The sequence below is a fragment of the Haladaptatus marinus genome (genome assembly GCF_051194195.1).
Genome location: NZ_JBLZNK010000003.1, coordinates 778973 through 792605 on the forward strand (window position 1 = coordinate 778973; position 13633 = coordinate 792605).

Below are 13633 nucleotides of genomic sequence, written 5' to 3' on the forward strand. Positions count from 1 at the left end.
TCATTGTTCGCTGTGACCGTGTTCGCAATGCGCCCGACGGTACCTGTCCTTTTTCTCGCCACGCTCGTCCTCCTCGCCGGTTGCTCCAGTGTCGGGTTTCACGGTCAGAAGACGCAGACGGGAGTCTTCACCGAGAAAAAACCCGAGGAGCCGAAACTGGTGAATACGGTGCTGACCGGCGGTGGCTGTGTCGATTCGCCCGAACACCACGTTCGGACGACGAAACGAACCGAGAACGGGGAGAGCTATCTCGTCGTCGCCGGAAACGTGAGCGTCCCCGATGCGTCGTACACGCTGGGAAAACCGAAGTTGGTCGAGACGGGGTGGAGCAACTACACGCTCCGGGTGACCGGCGACCGAGCAAGCGAAAAGCCGAAGCGGAACTGCACAGGGCTGGCGAACTACACCGCAACCGTCCAGATTCCGGACGGCGGCCCACACGGGAAATTCACGCTGACGGTCGTTCACGACGGGGAGGTCGTCCATCGAGAGAACGTCACGAGCCAGTAGGTCGAAACGAAGCCCGGCGGAAAATAGCAGTTATTCTGGAACAGTGTAGACGGTTCCACCCCTGCGATTGCGCTTCCGGAGATACAACGCGTACACTACGAGTCCACCAATGAATGGCGGAACGAAGAAACCGACAAAAAAGCCCACGGCCCACATATCCGCGGTACTCATCTTCCGTTTGCTGGCATCACGGTATATCCATGCGGCACCGAGGAGCGCGAGCGGGACGGCGAGAAATACCGGAATCGTGATCTCGACCATAGCTGCGTAATTCTCTCGGTCTAATTGACTGTTTTGTTTTCAGCGAGGTCGTCGGGGTTTCTACGCGAAATCGTGGTAGTAAACCTGCTGGTACGCGGTGCCCCCCGTGAAGAGGTCTTCGACTCGCTCTTCAATGCGCTCGAAACCTTTCGACTCGAAAAACCGCTTTCCTCGCTCGTTGTCGACGAGGACGGCAACCGATAGCTGTGTGAACCCGCGCTTTCGGATTTCGTCCTCGAGGGTGTCGAGCAGCGCGGTTCCGACGCCTTCCTGCCATTGTTCCGGTGAAACGTAGATACCCTGTAAGACCGCCTCGCCGACGGCATCGGCGCGATTGACCGCGTCCACGTGCGCGTACCCGACGAGTTCGCCACCGTCGATTGCGGCGACGAGTATTACATCGTCGTCCGCCAGTGCCGTTTCGAATCGTTCCGCGCTGAACCGCTCGCGGACGGTCGCTTCGCGTTCCCTGGTCGGAAGAAATTCGTATGCCGCATTCACCGCTTTGCGTGAGATGTGCCGGATTTCGGGGATATCCGCCGTCGTCACACGTCTCGTTTCCATAGTAGATATTCATGCAGGGTGGGCAAATCGTTGCTGGCTCGTACAAATGAGCAACTGTTAGAGGGTCGGGGAGAAATCCCGAACCATGACCGACGCAGACGAACTCGCGGAACAGGTTCGTGCAGGCGACCTGCGGCTGCACGAACTCGAAGAGCACACGGATCACGATACCGCCACCGAGGCCCGCCGAAAACTCCTCGAAGCGGAAACCGACGCGACCCTCGATACGGTCGGCGACTACGCCTTCGACGCTGAGCTGGCCGAGCCCAACATCGAGAACATGGTCGGTGCGGCCCAAATTCCGATGGGAATCGCCGGACCCGTGACCGTCGATGGCGGCTCCGCAGCGGGCAATTACTACCTTCCGCTCGCGACGACCGAGGGTGCCCTGCTCGCCAGCGTCAACCGCGGGTGTTCGGTTATTAGCGGCGCTGGGGGTGCTGAGGCCCGCGTCACGAAAACGGGGATGACTCGCGCGCCCGTCTTCCGCGTGCAAGGTGTTGCCGAAGCCGAAACGGTCGTCAACTGGGTTCGAGACAACCGCGACAAACTCGCCGAGGCCGCCGAATCAACGACGAACCACGGCGAACTCATCGACGTGACTACCTACGTCGTCGGCGACTCCGTCTTCCTCCGGTTCGTCTACGACACGAAGGATGCGATGGGGATGAACATGGTGACCATCGCGACGCGCGAAGCTGCTTCGCTGGTCGAAGAAAAAACCCCCGCAAGCCTCGTCGCGCTCTCCGGCAACCTCTGTACCGACAAGAAACCCGCCGCCATCAACGCCGTCGAAGGCCGTGGTCGGAGCGTTACGGCGGACGTTCGAATCCCGCGCGAGACGGTCGAAGACCGGCTCCACACCACCCCGGAAGCCATCGAGGAGGCGAACACGCGAAAGAACCTCGTTGGAAGCGCGAAAGCCGGGAGCCTCGGTTTCAACGCGCACGCGGCGAACGTCATCGCTGCCGCGTTCCTCGCAACTGGACAGGACGCCGCACAGGTGGTTGAAGGAAGCAACGCGATTACGACCGTTGAAGCACGGGACGACGAGTTGTATGCCAGCGTCAGCATCGCCAGTTTGGAAGTCGGCACCGTCGGGGGCGGCACGAAACTCCCCACGCAGTCGGAAGCCCTCGACGTGCTGGGACTCCGTGGGGGCGGTGACCCTGCCGGAAGCAATACGGACGCACTCGCGGAAATCATCGCCGTCGGCGCGCTTGCCGGTGAACTCTCCCTACTCGCGGCACTCGCATCACGTCATCTTTCGAGCGCCCACGAGGAATTGGGTCGGTAAGACCCAATTGGAGAATAAAATCCATTTAATTTTTCTAGAAATTTATTACGAAGGACGGAGAATACCCAACTGGCACGTGCGATGGATGGAATCTCTCGCAACGTGCCGCCCGATGGTGACCTTCGATGGCTACAGCACCCTCCGACGAGGACGCACCGATTAACGACTCCAGGGCGTATCGAGTCCTTCAGTTCCTGAAACTGTTGTTAACCGTCGTCACGTTGGTCGTCGCGGTGTGGAAGGGATTGAACGGTGCGCTCCTCTAAGTCGGGATTTCCCATTCCCGACTTTCAAATACGACGATAGCGTCCTCGACTCTCGCTGACCTCCCCACGGTGAACGAGTTTTTCCAGTGCCGCTTCGACGTAGTCCCGGGAAACGCCACGTTCATACGCGTACGCGACGATTTCGCTCTCCTCTGGCCTGTCGAAGGTGGAGAGCGCATCCAGAACGACCTGTTTTTTGCTTTTGCTCGTATTCTCTCCTCGGGAGCGTTTTTCGGCAGCGGATACCTCCTCCGTGTCGATACCGGAGCGGTCTAAGAACTCCTCATCGTCCATTCCGGCGTGTTCGACTTGTGAGTTCATCTCGGCGAACGAGTCGAGTTCGGCGAAGGCATCGCCGTGGCCCTGCCGGTTTGCGAGCATCGAGGCACGAACCTCTCGCGCATGGTCTTCGTCGTCCGATTCGGCGAACTTCTTCAGCTTCCGAAACTGTCGCCGTTTCCTACAGCGCGAGCATTGCGTCGTCTTCGGGTTTCCATCGACTATCCACAGGTTGCTACACGCGCTACAACCGACGACGCTGTACATGAGTATGCTTCCGGTGGCCTCCCTGTTCAACCCTACGCTCGGAACGTGGGTTCGTTCTCATACTTAAATCCTCTCCCGGAGGTTTACCACCCTTGCGTGTGAGTAATTCCCATGGATTCGAGTGCCCTATCCGACCACGAGGCGACCGAAGCAGTCGATGGTGTTTACCTCGCACAACTGGCTGCCGGGGAGAAGATGAGTATTCAGCATTTCCACATCGAACCTGGTGCGACGGTGCCGGAACACAGCCACGAACACGAACAAACCGGCTTCATCTACAGCGGTGCGCTAACCTTCATCGTGGATGGCGAGGAAATCGTCATCGAAGAGCAGGATTCCTACGCGATTCTGGGCGATGAGCCGCATGCTGCGGAGAACAGAACAGACGTGCCAGTTCGCGGCATCGACGTGTTCAGTCCGCCGCGACTGGACGTGCCGTGGAAAGAGTAGCCTTGAACGGCGGTGAAAACGAGATATCGATGATGGGTCGCTCGACGCTGTCTTCGTCGGTCAGTTTTCAACGAGGCTGTCGAACAACTGTGCTGACGCCGCTTCTTCGAGAGTTCCGAGACTCGTTTTTCGTTCCGTGGTGTCTACGTCGGTCGTGAGTTCGTCCGTTTCGATGTCTGTTTCTTCGTCGGTCAACTGTTCGAACAACGCCGTCGCGGCGTCCGTCAGACGCTCTTTTTCCGGTTCGATGGTGTCGAGAATTGCTTCGCAATCCCGAGCTTCGTCATCGATGACGCGGCCGTGTGCGACGTAGCAGACATCTGCGGCGAGAATCACGCGATGGAGCGGGGAACTCTCGTCTACCGCGTCGTATCGTCTCCAGACGTGTCGGAGTAGGTAGTGCGCCGTCGCTTCATCGGCTTCTATCACGCTTCGAAGCGCGCGGTCGTACGTTCGGGGAGTTCCACCATCGACATCCGACACGTCGGCGAGTCGGATTCGAAAGTGGGCGCGCGCCTTCTCTTCGTTGGGGAACGACTGCTCTGCGATCGTTGCCAATGCTCTATCGCACCATCGCATCGCGGCTTCGCCCTCCCCCTGGGCGCTCCGCGCATTGACTACCTTGTTCATCGCCCACAGAAATCGCACCGTGTTTTCGTGTCTATCGAGCACGTTTACCGCCTGTTCGTAGTGCTGTGCGGCGATTCCCCAGTCCTCTCGTTTGGCTGCGAGATCTCCGGCCCGCTGGTATGCCGTCACGCCTCGTCAGCGCGATTTTGTTCCGCCTGATATACCGCAGAGCGTTCGAAATTGTGCCGGGCCATCTCGTTAGCGCCTCGTTTCTCGGCGATTCGTCCAAGCACGCTGAACGTGGATGCAGTAACTCGGTCTTTGATAGTTTCTATACCCTTCACACCGGATGTCGTTTGAGTTCGGTTCCCCGGTGTTTCCTCGTCCCGTGACAGTTCCATGTATTCGGTTATTTCCTTTCGATATATGAATTCACACACACATATATATATATTGTGCAAATAGAAGCACCGAGCGAGGTGGTCAACTGCTGAGGTAGTGGCGCAAAAACGGAACAACTGGTTTTGCCGTCAGCTCACGGATAACGGCCAGAAATATTCTCTACGAGAGTTTTTCGATAGCACTGAGCTTTGCTCGGTTAACCCAAGACCTCGCGTACGCGAGGTCGTGGACGCCGCTGGACATCGTCCAGCGTGCCGAAAAATCGGCTTACGCCAATTTTTCGATGTTTTCGACGATGGCGTCGGCGTACTCGCTGGTGGCGAGTTTCTCGCCGCCTTCGATCTGGCGTTCGAGGTCGTAGGTGACCTTGCCGGAGGAAATCGTCTCCTCGACGGCGTCGCGGACGAGTTGACCGGCGTCCTTCCAGCCCATGTATTCGAGCATGAGACGGCCGGAGAGAATCATCGCGGTCGGGTTGACCTTGTCCTCACCTGCGTACTTCGGCGCGGAACCGTGGACGGGTTCCGCGAGACAGCGGTGCTCACCGAAGTTCGCACCGGGTGCGATGCCGAGACCACCGATCTGAGCTCCTGCGGCGTCGGACATGTAGTCGCCGTTCAGGTTCATCGTAGCGATGACGTCGTACTGGTCGGTACGGGTGAGCAACTGCTGGAGCATGTTGTCGGCGATACGGTCTTTGACGACGAGTTTGTCGTCGGGTTGTTCGCCGTCGTACTCCTCCCACAGTTCGTCTTCCGTGATGGTCACGTCGCCGAACTCCTCCGCTGCGAGTTCGTAGCCCCAGTCACGGAACGCGCCTTCGGTGAACTTCATGATGTTACCCTTGTGGACGAGCGTGACGGAATCACGGTCGTTTTCGAGGGCGTACTCGATTGCCTCGCGGACGAGGCGTTTCGTTCCGAACTCCGTAATCGGTTTGATACCGATGCCGACCGGTCCGTCGTGGATGACGCCGTCTGCGCCCATCTCGTCCTCGACGAAGGCTTTGACCTCTTGGACTTCGTCCGTACCGGCTTCCCACTCAATACCGGCGTAGACGTCCTCCGTGTTCTCACGGAAGGTAACCATGTCCATCGCCTCGGGGTTTTTGACGGGCGATGGGACGCCGTCGAGATGGTATGTCGGGCGAACGTTCGCGTAGAGGTCGAGCGTCTTCCGAAGCGCGACGTTCAGGCTGCGGAATCCGGCTCCGACCGGCGTCGTGAGCGGACCTTTGATAGCGACGTTGAACTCCTTGATTGCCTCGACGGTGTCATCCGGCAGGTTCTCGTCGTACGTTTCGCGAGCGCTGGCGCCAGCATAGACGCGCATCCAGTTGATTTCGCGTCCCGTCGCTTTCGCCGCGGCGTCGAGCACTTTCTGTGCTGCAGGGCCGACGTCCGTTCCGATTCCGTCCCCGTGAATAATCGGGATGATTGGGTTGTCGGGAACTTCCAGTTTGCCAGTGTCCTCGTCAACCGTAATCGTGGCCCCTTCCTCGGGTACTTCCACCTTGTCGTACTCGTAGCTCATGAACGTTCGAACAGTGTTCCGAGGAGGATAAAAGGCCTACCGTTTCCCCTTCGTATGGGCCTTATACGCCCTTAAAGAGTTGAGTGATTTCGGTGGGTGAAGTTAGCAGTCGTCCGAATCTCCGGAACTACCGAATTGGTCACCGTCACTATCGTTGTTTCGTCCGCATTATCGTCATTCGAACGCCCTCCATCGCCCTCGTTGATTCACGATGTAGCGCAACCAGTGTCTGCCCGTAGGTCGTGTACAGGACATCACCACCTCGTCCGAACTGCCGTTTGACGTGAACTTAAGCCATCTTACGCGAGAGCATCGTGCATGAAAGTCATTGTTCACGGCGGCGCTGGTGGCGAGCCCGACGAACCCACATCTCGACAAGCAGTCCTCGATGAGGCCGCAGAGACGGGGGGAACGGCGGAAACCGTCGTCGATGCGGTTGAAGCCGCAGTCCACGTCCTCGAATCCTCGCCGCGATTCAACGCGGGTGTCGGCGGCGCAGTACAGAGCGACGGCGAAGTCCGAACCGACGCGGGAATCATGACGAGCGGCCGCGATGCGGGCGCGGCCTGCTCGATGCCGGGCGTCGAACACGCCGTCAGCGCGGCCCGAGTCGTGATGGAAGAGACGCCGCACGTTCTCGTCAGCGGGGAACACGCGGTTTCCCTCGCGGCGGATTTCGGCGTCGAGACCGACATCGACCTCTGGACCGAAAAGAGCGAGAAGCGATGGGAGGAGTACGACGCTCCCGACGGCACACCGAGCGAGCATCTCGATTGGCTCCGGGAGAAGTTCGGTGGCGCGGACACGGTCGGTGCAGTCGCCTACGACGGCGACGAGTTCGCCGCCGCGACTTCGACGGGCGGGCGGTGGCTTGCACTCGCGGGGCGTGTCGGCGACGTACCACAGATCGGGAGCGGCTTCTACGCGGCCTCGGCAGGTGCGGCCAGTTCCACAGGTGCGGGCGAGGACATCGCGAAATCGACGCTCACCCGGCGGGCAGTTCGTCACCTCGAATCCGGATTTGACGCACAGGAGGCCGCAGACCGCGCCATCGATGAGTTCGCCGAGCTCACCGGGTCGAGTGCAGGCGTTATCGTCCTCGATCGGGACGGGAACGCCGGGAGTGCGTTCAACAGCGACGCGATGCAGACGTCTGTAAACAGCTAATCTCCCAGCGAACCGTGAAAAATCAGAGACAGGTAACGACCGACGCTCGGGTCGTGATGTCCGGTGCAGCGGACTCGTTTCCGGTTATCGTCGTTGTTTGTCCGTTTATGCGTCTTCCATCGTCGTCTCTTCGCCGGACGCGGCGATTGCATCTTCGGCGCTAGCAGCACCGATTGTAGCCGTATCGACGGTTACATTCTCGACCGAGATACGATCCACCGTGGTTTCGTCCTGAAGCGCCATGGATTCGCTTTCGGTCGTCGTTTCGTTCATCGTAGTCGTCTCGTTATCCATCGCGGTCGTTTCGTTCACGATCGTCGTTTCCCCGTTCGGTGCAGTAGTTTCGTTGTCTGCGACCGGCGTTTGCCGCATCTCGGTCGTTTCTTCTGCCGCCGTCTCGTTCATCGTCGTTTCCTCGCCGACTGTGGCCTCTTCTGCCATCGTCGTTTCTTCGGCGGCAGTCGTCGTCTCGTCGCCGAGCGAGATGCTTTCGACGGTCAACGACCGAATCGTCATGGTCTCTACGTCCGCGGTTCCGATGACTACGCTACCCAACGATTCCGTGGTCTGGACGCGCAGCCCCATCTCCGTCGTGGTCATGTTGGCTGTCGTCGTCTCGTTCATCGTCGTTTCGTTCGCGGATGTGGTCTCCTCCGCGACGGTCGTCTCGTTCTCTGCCGGTGGTGCTTCCTCGACGGTTGTCGTTGCTGCTGCCGTCGTCGTCTCGTTCATCGACGTCGTTTTGTTCACAGCAGTCGTCTCGTTCATCGGGGTCGTCGTGGTCGGTTCTTCCTCTCCTTCGAGGGTGAGACTCTCGATGACGAGTCGTTCGACGAACAACTGCTCGATGGTAACGTCGGCGACGGAAACCTCGGATGGCGTTTCTCTTCCTTCGAGCGCGTCTCTCAGCTCCTCACTGCGGATGTTTTCCGCATCGATTCCTTCAAACGACAACGCCTCCAGCGAGACGTTTTCCAGTCTCGCGTTCCGGAGCGTTTCGTTTCGGTCTTGGATTTCGACTACATCGACCTCCATCGTCTCGATGGTCGCGTTTTCGACCGTTACGTTCGCTATTTGGAGTCGTTCGACTGTGACATCCTGTAGAAGTACTTTGTCTTCTGCTGTTGTTCCAGCATCCCCCAGTGCGCCAACTGAAAGAGTGGCGAACACCAGTAGTGTCGCTGCAAGCATGGCACCGATTTCTCTTTTCATATGCAGACAGTTATATCGGCAGTGATGACGATAAACCGCGGTGACTGTTCGTGGATTCGATGATGTGCTTCTTGGCTATCACGACGGTTACCACGGCGGTGCGGTCGTTCGCAACCGAACCCTAAGAGCCTCCCAGTAACGCAAACTCTTTCCGGCGTTCGGGCGAACGACGTTTCATGAGCGACCAGTCAGTCGACCTCTCGGCGGAGAAGTACGAAAAACATCGGGAAGCCGGTGAAATCCTCGCACAGGTTCGCACGGAAACCGCGGAGCGAGTCGAAGTTGGTGTGAGTCATCTGGAAATTGCGGAGTTCGCGGAAGACCGAATCCGCGAACTCGGCGGCAAGCCGGCGTTCCCGGTGAATATCAGCATCGACGAGGAAGCGGCTCACGCGACGCCGAGCATCGACGACGAAAGCACGTTCGGCGAGGACATGGTCAACCTCGACATCGGCGTTCAGATAGACGGATGGCTCGCCGACACTGCCGTCACGGTTGACCTCTCGGGACACGACGACCTCGCGGAGGCGAGCGCCGAGGCGTTGGACGCCGCGCTCGAAGTCGTCGAACCCGGCGTCGAAACGGGCAAAATCGGTGCGGAAATCGAGTCCGTCATCGACGGCTACGGCTACAATCCAGTCGTCAACCTTTCCGGACATGGACTGGCCCACTACGAACAGCACACGGAACCGAACATCCCGAACCGCGCGGTTTCACAGGGTATCGAACTGCAAGTCGGCGACGTGGTCGCCATCGAACCGTTCGCCACCGACGGAAGTGGCAAGGTGCGAGAGGGTGCCGAAGAGGAGATTTTCTCCCTCGAACGTGAAGCCTCGGTTCGTGACCGAACTGCTCGAAAAGCGCTCGACCAAATTACGGACGAGTTCCGAACGCTTCCGTTCGCCACCCGATGGTTGGATAGCTCCCGACCCGAAATGGCGCTCCGCCGCCTCAAGATGAAAAACATCATTCACGGCTATCCGGTGCTCAAAGAGGAGGAGGGCTTCCTGGTGAGTCAGAAAGAACACTCGGTCATCGTCACGGAAGATGGCTGCGAAGTGTTTACCAAGTAGGAAATCTGAAATATCAACTCCCCATTAGTGATGACTCAGTAACTGGTTTTGCGTGAGAACGAGAATCGAGTACGATACGTGAAACGATTTACGCGTTGTTCATCCGCTGACTCTTCTCTTCACCGCACGTCTGGCACTGGGTGATTCGGTAGGGTTCACGCGAGAATTCGGCGTTCTCTCGCTTTTTGCTCTCGGTACGGATTTCGACAGATACCTCGTGCGAGGTCTCGCGTCCGCAGTTGTCGCACAGTTCGACCATTGCCTGGAACCCCTGATTTTTTGTTGCCATGGTGACTTCCTGCTCAGTCCATACAACCGCTGACACGTGCATAAAAACCCCTCTCTGTTGGGGGACGTTCGAACCGTTTTTTCCGCCGCAGTCTTGCGTTTTTGCCATTTTGAGCCACTAGAGCGTCCCATTTCGTTTATCAAGCTCCCTGAGACGTTAATGAGGGCGGAACGCTCTACAACAGCCGAATACTATATATACTGGATCAGGGATTGAGTCCGAAGAGTGTCGACCGGAGAAAGACGAGCACAGGAATGATTTCGAGGCGACCGACCCACATATTCAGGACGAGCATTCCCTCACCAAAGGGTGACATCGTCGGCCCGACGATTCCAGTTGACAGACCAACGTTTCCTTGCGCGCTGGCAACCTCGAAGAGGGCGTCAGCGTAGCCAAACTGCGGAGCGACGTTCACGAGGAGAACGCTTCCCGAAATCAGCAGGATAATCCAGAGCATACTGACGATTGCTGCCTCGCTGAACTCCTCGTACATCTGGTTTCGGCCGAGTTTTCGGCCGTTGATTCGGGTGTTAATGACCGCGGAAGCCGGAAGAAACACGCGTGAGAATTCCCACTGGATTCCCTTACTGATCATGTAACCACGGATGATTTTGATACCACCGACGGTGCTCCCTGCCGCTCCGCCGAGCACCATCGCGCCACTGATGATGAGTTTCCCACCCGCACTCCACGACCCGATATCCGAGGACTGAAACCCAGTACAGGTGAGCGCACTGACAAACTGGAACGTGGAGTCACGGGCAGCATCGCCCGCGAGAGCCGACAAACCGACGCTTTGCGTCCCGAGCCAACCGGTTTCGGTGAACGCCGCGCTTGCAATCGGGAGCGTGATGATGTTCTGTACTGACAGCACGAAACTTCCCGCGACGAAGAGAATAAGCAGCCAGCGCGTCTGAAGGTCTGAAAACAGTTCGCCAAAATCCCGGTCGTGAAGCACGACGTAGTGAATCGGGAACGCGATCGCTCCGAGCGTCATGATAGGGATGAGGACACCCTCGACCAGCGGCGAATCGTACGATTCGATGGAGTTGTCCGTAACGCTGAATCCGCCGGTCGAAAGCGCCGTCATCGCGTGGTTCAACGACTGCCAGAAGGTATCGAACAGACTCTGTTGTGGCTCACTCCACCAAATCGCGCCGAACAGCACGACGACGGCAATGAACGTGTACAGCAGGAAGATTCGCCACACCGTCTGTACTGTATGGATGATACTGGGGTGAATGCGCTCCTCACGAGTTTCCGCTTGGTAGAGCGCGTAACTCCCACTTCCGGGACGAGCCAGAATCGCCGTTGTGAGGACGATAACACCCACGCCGCCGACCCACTGGATGAGCGACCGCCACCACTGAATCGCTCGCGGAAGCGACGGTTCGTGAACCGCCATCGTCAGCCCGCTTCCCGTCCATCCGGACATGCTTTCGAACAGCGCATGGAGGGGGTTTCCGTAGTACGCGAGGCTGGAAAACGTCGTTGCGCCGTCGATTCGAATCGCTCGATACTCCGCACCCGCCGGAACGTAAGTGTTCATCACCGAGACAGGGGTCAAATGTGCGGAGAGGAGAAACGGAATCGCCCCGAAGATGGCGGTCGCAAACCAGCCTCCGGCGGCGATAACCATCCCGTGTTTCATCACCGGATTCGGCGCGTCAGAGAACAGCCTTCGGGCAGTGCCGCCCGCTGCGGCGGTGATACCACCCGCGATGAGGAACGCGAGGGCGATGTAAAACTCCTGGAACGCCAGTGCGAGAAAGACGGTAATCGACATTAGCGCCGCCTGCATCAGGACGAGTGCGCCGATATCTCGCAGAATGACCGCAAGGTCTGCGGGAACCCCGGAAACCGTCGGGTGTCGTGGCATATCAGTCGTGGTCCTCGTAGTGGCCGAAAATGTCGGTTACGTCCGGCGTGGCACCTTTTTCGGAGAAGACGGTTACGAGGTCGCCACCCTCGATGTTTGTGTTCCCGCGGGGGGTGATGACCTCGTCGTTGCGCTCGATGGCGACGACCAACATGCCCTCATCGAACAGCCCTTCGTTCGCCGCTTCGGAGAGAGTGAGGCCCGCAATAGGTGCGTATGAATCGACCGTGATTTCGAACACCTCCGCCCTCTCGCCGACCTTCATGTAATCCTTGATGGACGGACGTTTCACGGCTCGATAGAGGTACTCCGCGATGAGTCGCTGCGGGTTTTCGATGACGTTCACGCCGATTTGGCGGAAGATGTTCATGTGTTCAGGGTTGTGAACGACGGACACCAGCGACGGGACATCCATCTCCTGTCCCAGCAGGCAAACCATGATGTTCGTCGCATCCTGATCCGTCGTGCTGATGAGGGCATCCGCGCGGTCTGCACCCGCTTCCTCCAGTGTGTCGATAATAGTCGCGTCGTCGTGGAGGACGAGGCAGTCGAACTCCATCGACGCGCGTTCCGCGCGTTCTTGGTCTTTTTCGATGACCACCACATCGTTGCTGTTCTGCGTCGCAATGCTGATGAGTTGCGAGCCGATGTCGCCCGCTCCGACGATGATGAGATACATTCGTTGTTCCCCCCTCCGAAGCCAGCGTTTGAAAAGATACTGTTGTCGAACTGGTTGCTATCGGCGGTGCGGACGATGGTGAACGGTTCCGGTAGGTCACGATTTAATCACGGTTATGAAGTCGTTAAATGCGACGTAACGTCTGTTTCTGGGCGTTTTGAGGGTTCGTATAATAACGCGATTTATCAGAAATGAGTTCCGAATGGTTCGTGTGGAAACACCGCTAGGTAGTGCAGGCAACAAATAACCGCCGCTGCACACGCCACTGGGTTTGCTTCGATTCGGGAGATCCAGTGACACATAGACAATACAAAGTTGACAGCATCGAGAGAAATCAAGCCGAACACGAGACTGAAAAGATAAACCATCTCGCAACACCACTATCACCCATGCAACAGGTGTTCGCACCGTGGCGAATCGAGTGGGTCGAACGCGAGGATAGCGATGTCGAAATCGAAGACTGCGTGTTCTGCGAACTCCCGAATCGCGGTGCAGACCGGGAATTTCTCGTCGTGGCGCGAAACGACCACGCCGTGGTGATGTTGAACAACTATCCCTACAATCCAGGCCACGTGATGGTCATCCCCGACCAGCACACGGCGGACTACCGGGAGTTGACGGACGAATCCCTGCTCGGTCACGCACGTCTCAAACAGCGAACCTTCGACGCGCTGGAAACCGCCCTCGGGCCGGACGGCTTCAACGCCGGATTAAATATCGGTGAGGGAAGCGGCGGCTCGATCGACCACCTACACACGCACATCGTCCCGCGATGGCAGGGCGACACGAACTTCATGCCGGTTCTCTCCGACACCAAGGTCATCGTGGAGGCGCTGGAGGATACCTACGAACGCGTTCACGACGCCTTCGCAGAACAGGACGAGGCGACGGTTCACGATTCGGACACCGCGGTTTCGTTCGAATAAGTGGCGAAC

At 58.2% G+C, this 13633-nt stretch carries 17 protein-coding genes; 7 read left to right on the forward strand and 10 right to left on the reverse strand.

Features of this window, described 5'->3' with window-relative positions; genetic code table 11:
- Nucleotides 1-27 precede the first annotated feature (27 nt).
- Nucleotides 28-510 (forward strand): hypothetical protein, encoded by a 483-nt coding sequence (locus tag ACN2TU_RS10075; protein WP_435155076.1) that lies wholly within the window; start codon nucleotides 28-30, stop codon nucleotides 508-510.
- Nucleotides 511-540: 30 nt separating this feature from the next.
- Here ACN2TU_RS10075 and ACN2TU_RS10080 read toward each other — a convergent pair whose 3' ends face one another.
- Both ACN2TU_RS10080 and ACN2TU_RS10085 read right to left on the reverse strand, forming a co-directional pair.
- Nucleotides 541-771, reverse strand: a complete 231-nt coding sequence (locus ACN2TU_RS10080) for a hypothetical protein (RefSeq protein ID WP_435155077.1) — start codon at nucleotides 769-771, stop codon at nucleotides 541-543.
- Between the two features lie 60 nt (nucleotides 772-831).
- A complete protein-coding gene (locus ACN2TU_RS10085) occupies nucleotides 832-1335 on the reverse strand; it encodes a GNAT family N-acetyltransferase (protein ID WP_435155078.1) in 504 nt (167 codons plus the stop codon).
- An 85-nt stretch (nucleotides 1336-1420) separates the two neighbouring features.
- Between ACN2TU_RS10085 and hmgA the strand changes: the two genes are divergently transcribed.
- Complete coding sequence (gene hmgA, locus ACN2TU_RS10090; protein ID WP_435155079.1) at nucleotides 1421-2632, forward strand: hydroxymethylglutaryl-CoA reductase (NADPH); 1212 nt, start codon at nucleotides 1421-1423, stop codon at nucleotides 2630-2632.
- Between the two features lie 125 nt (nucleotides 2633-2757).
- Entirely contained in the window at nucleotides 2758-2898 is a 141-nt protein-coding gene (locus ACN2TU_RS10095) for a hypothetical protein (RefSeq protein ID WP_435155080.1), read from the forward strand.
- A gap of 24 nt (nucleotides 2899-2922) precedes the next feature.
- Here the strand turns inward: ACN2TU_RS10095 and ACN2TU_RS10100 are convergent, their stop codons facing one another.
- Nucleotides 2923-3444 carry a DUF5817 domain-containing protein gene (locus tag ACN2TU_RS10100; protein ID WP_435155081.1) on the reverse strand — a complete coding sequence of 174 codons (522 nt, stop codon included), beginning with the start codon at nucleotides 3442-3444 and terminating at the stop codon, nucleotides 2923-2925.
- 111 nt (nucleotides 3445-3555) lie between these two features.
- Between ACN2TU_RS10100 and ACN2TU_RS10105 the strand changes: the two genes are divergently transcribed.
- On the forward strand, nucleotides 3556-3894 hold the full coding sequence (locus ACN2TU_RS10105) for a cupin domain-containing protein (protein ID WP_435155082.1): 339 nt from the start codon (nucleotides 3556-3558) through the stop codon (nucleotides 3892-3894).
- Nucleotides 3895-3954: 60 nt separating this feature from the next.
- Here the strand turns inward: ACN2TU_RS10105 and ACN2TU_RS10110 are convergent, their stop codons facing one another.
- The 3 genes from ACN2TU_RS10110 to icd form a co-directional block, all read right to left on the reverse strand.
- The gene (locus ACN2TU_RS10110) at nucleotides 3955-4653 is read right to left on the reverse strand and encodes a hypothetical protein (protein ID WP_435155084.1); all 699 of its coding nucleotides are present in this window, start codon (nucleotides 4651-4653) and stop codon (nucleotides 3955-3957) included.
- Nucleotides 4650-4865 (reverse strand): hypothetical protein, encoded by a 216-nt coding sequence (locus tag ACN2TU_RS10115; RefSeq protein WP_435155085.1) that lies wholly within the window; start codon nucleotides 4863-4865, stop codon nucleotides 4650-4652. Before ACN2TU_RS10115 ends, ACN2TU_RS10110 begins: the two co-directional genes overlap by 4 nt.
- A 268-nt stretch (nucleotides 4866-5133) precedes the next feature.
- On the reverse strand, nucleotides 5134-6399 hold the full coding sequence (gene icd, locus ACN2TU_RS10120) for an isocitrate dehydrogenase (NADP(+)) (RefSeq protein ID WP_435155086.1): 1266 nt from the start codon (nucleotides 6397-6399) through the stop codon (nucleotides 5134-5136).
- Between the two features lie 318 nt (nucleotides 6400-6717).
- Between icd and ACN2TU_RS10125 the strand changes: the two genes are divergently transcribed.
- Nucleotides 6718-7566, forward strand: coding sequence for an isoaspartyl peptidase/L-asparaginase (locus tag ACN2TU_RS10125; RefSeq protein ID WP_435155087.1), 849 nt, complete (start codon nucleotides 6718-6720; stop codon nucleotides 7564-7566).
- Nucleotides 7567-7671: 105 nt separating this feature from the next.
- Here ACN2TU_RS10125 and ACN2TU_RS10130 read toward each other — a convergent pair whose 3' ends face one another.
- On the reverse strand, nucleotides 7672-8778 hold the full coding sequence (locus ACN2TU_RS10130; RefSeq protein WP_435155088.1) for a hypothetical protein: 1107 nt from the start codon (nucleotides 8776-8778) through the stop codon (nucleotides 7672-7674).
- A 176-nt stretch (nucleotides 8779-8954) separates the two neighbouring features.
- Here ACN2TU_RS10130 and map point away from each other — a divergent pair, with 176 nt between their 5' ends.
- The gene (gene map / locus ACN2TU_RS10135; protein WP_435155089.1) at nucleotides 8955-9851 is read left to right on the forward strand and encodes a type II methionyl aminopeptidase; all 897 of its coding nucleotides are present in this window, start codon (nucleotides 8955-8957) and stop codon (nucleotides 9849-9851) included.
- An 88-nt stretch (nucleotides 9852-9939) separates the two neighbouring features.
- Here map and ACN2TU_RS10140 read toward each other — a convergent pair whose 3' ends face one another.
- From ACN2TU_RS10140 to ACN2TU_RS10150, 3 genes are all read right to left on the reverse strand, one after another.
- Nucleotides 9940-10140, reverse strand: a complete 201-nt coding sequence (locus tag ACN2TU_RS10140; RefSeq protein WP_435155090.1) for a DUF7835 family putative zinc beta-ribbon protein — start codon at nucleotides 10138-10140, stop codon at nucleotides 9940-9942.
- A 205-nt stretch (nucleotides 10141-10345) separates the two neighbouring features.
- The gene (locus ACN2TU_RS10145) at nucleotides 10346-12019 is read right to left on the reverse strand and encodes a TrkH family potassium uptake protein (protein WP_435155091.1); all 1674 of its coding nucleotides are present in this window, start codon (nucleotides 12017-12019) and stop codon (nucleotides 10346-10348) included.
- A 1-nt stretch (nucleotide 12020) separates the two neighbouring features.
- On the reverse strand, nucleotides 12021-12698 hold the full coding sequence (locus ACN2TU_RS10150) for a potassium channel family protein (protein ID WP_435155092.1): 678 nt from the start codon (nucleotides 12696-12698) through the stop codon (nucleotides 12021-12023).
- Nucleotides 12699-13087: 389 nt separating this feature from the next.
- Here ACN2TU_RS10150 and ACN2TU_RS10155 point away from each other — a divergent pair, with 389 nt between their 5' ends.
- Complete coding sequence (locus ACN2TU_RS10155) at nucleotides 13088-13624, forward strand: HIT family protein (RefSeq protein ID WP_435155093.1); 537 nt, start codon at nucleotides 13088-13090, stop codon at nucleotides 13622-13624.
- Nucleotides 13625-13633: the final 9 nt, after the last annotated feature.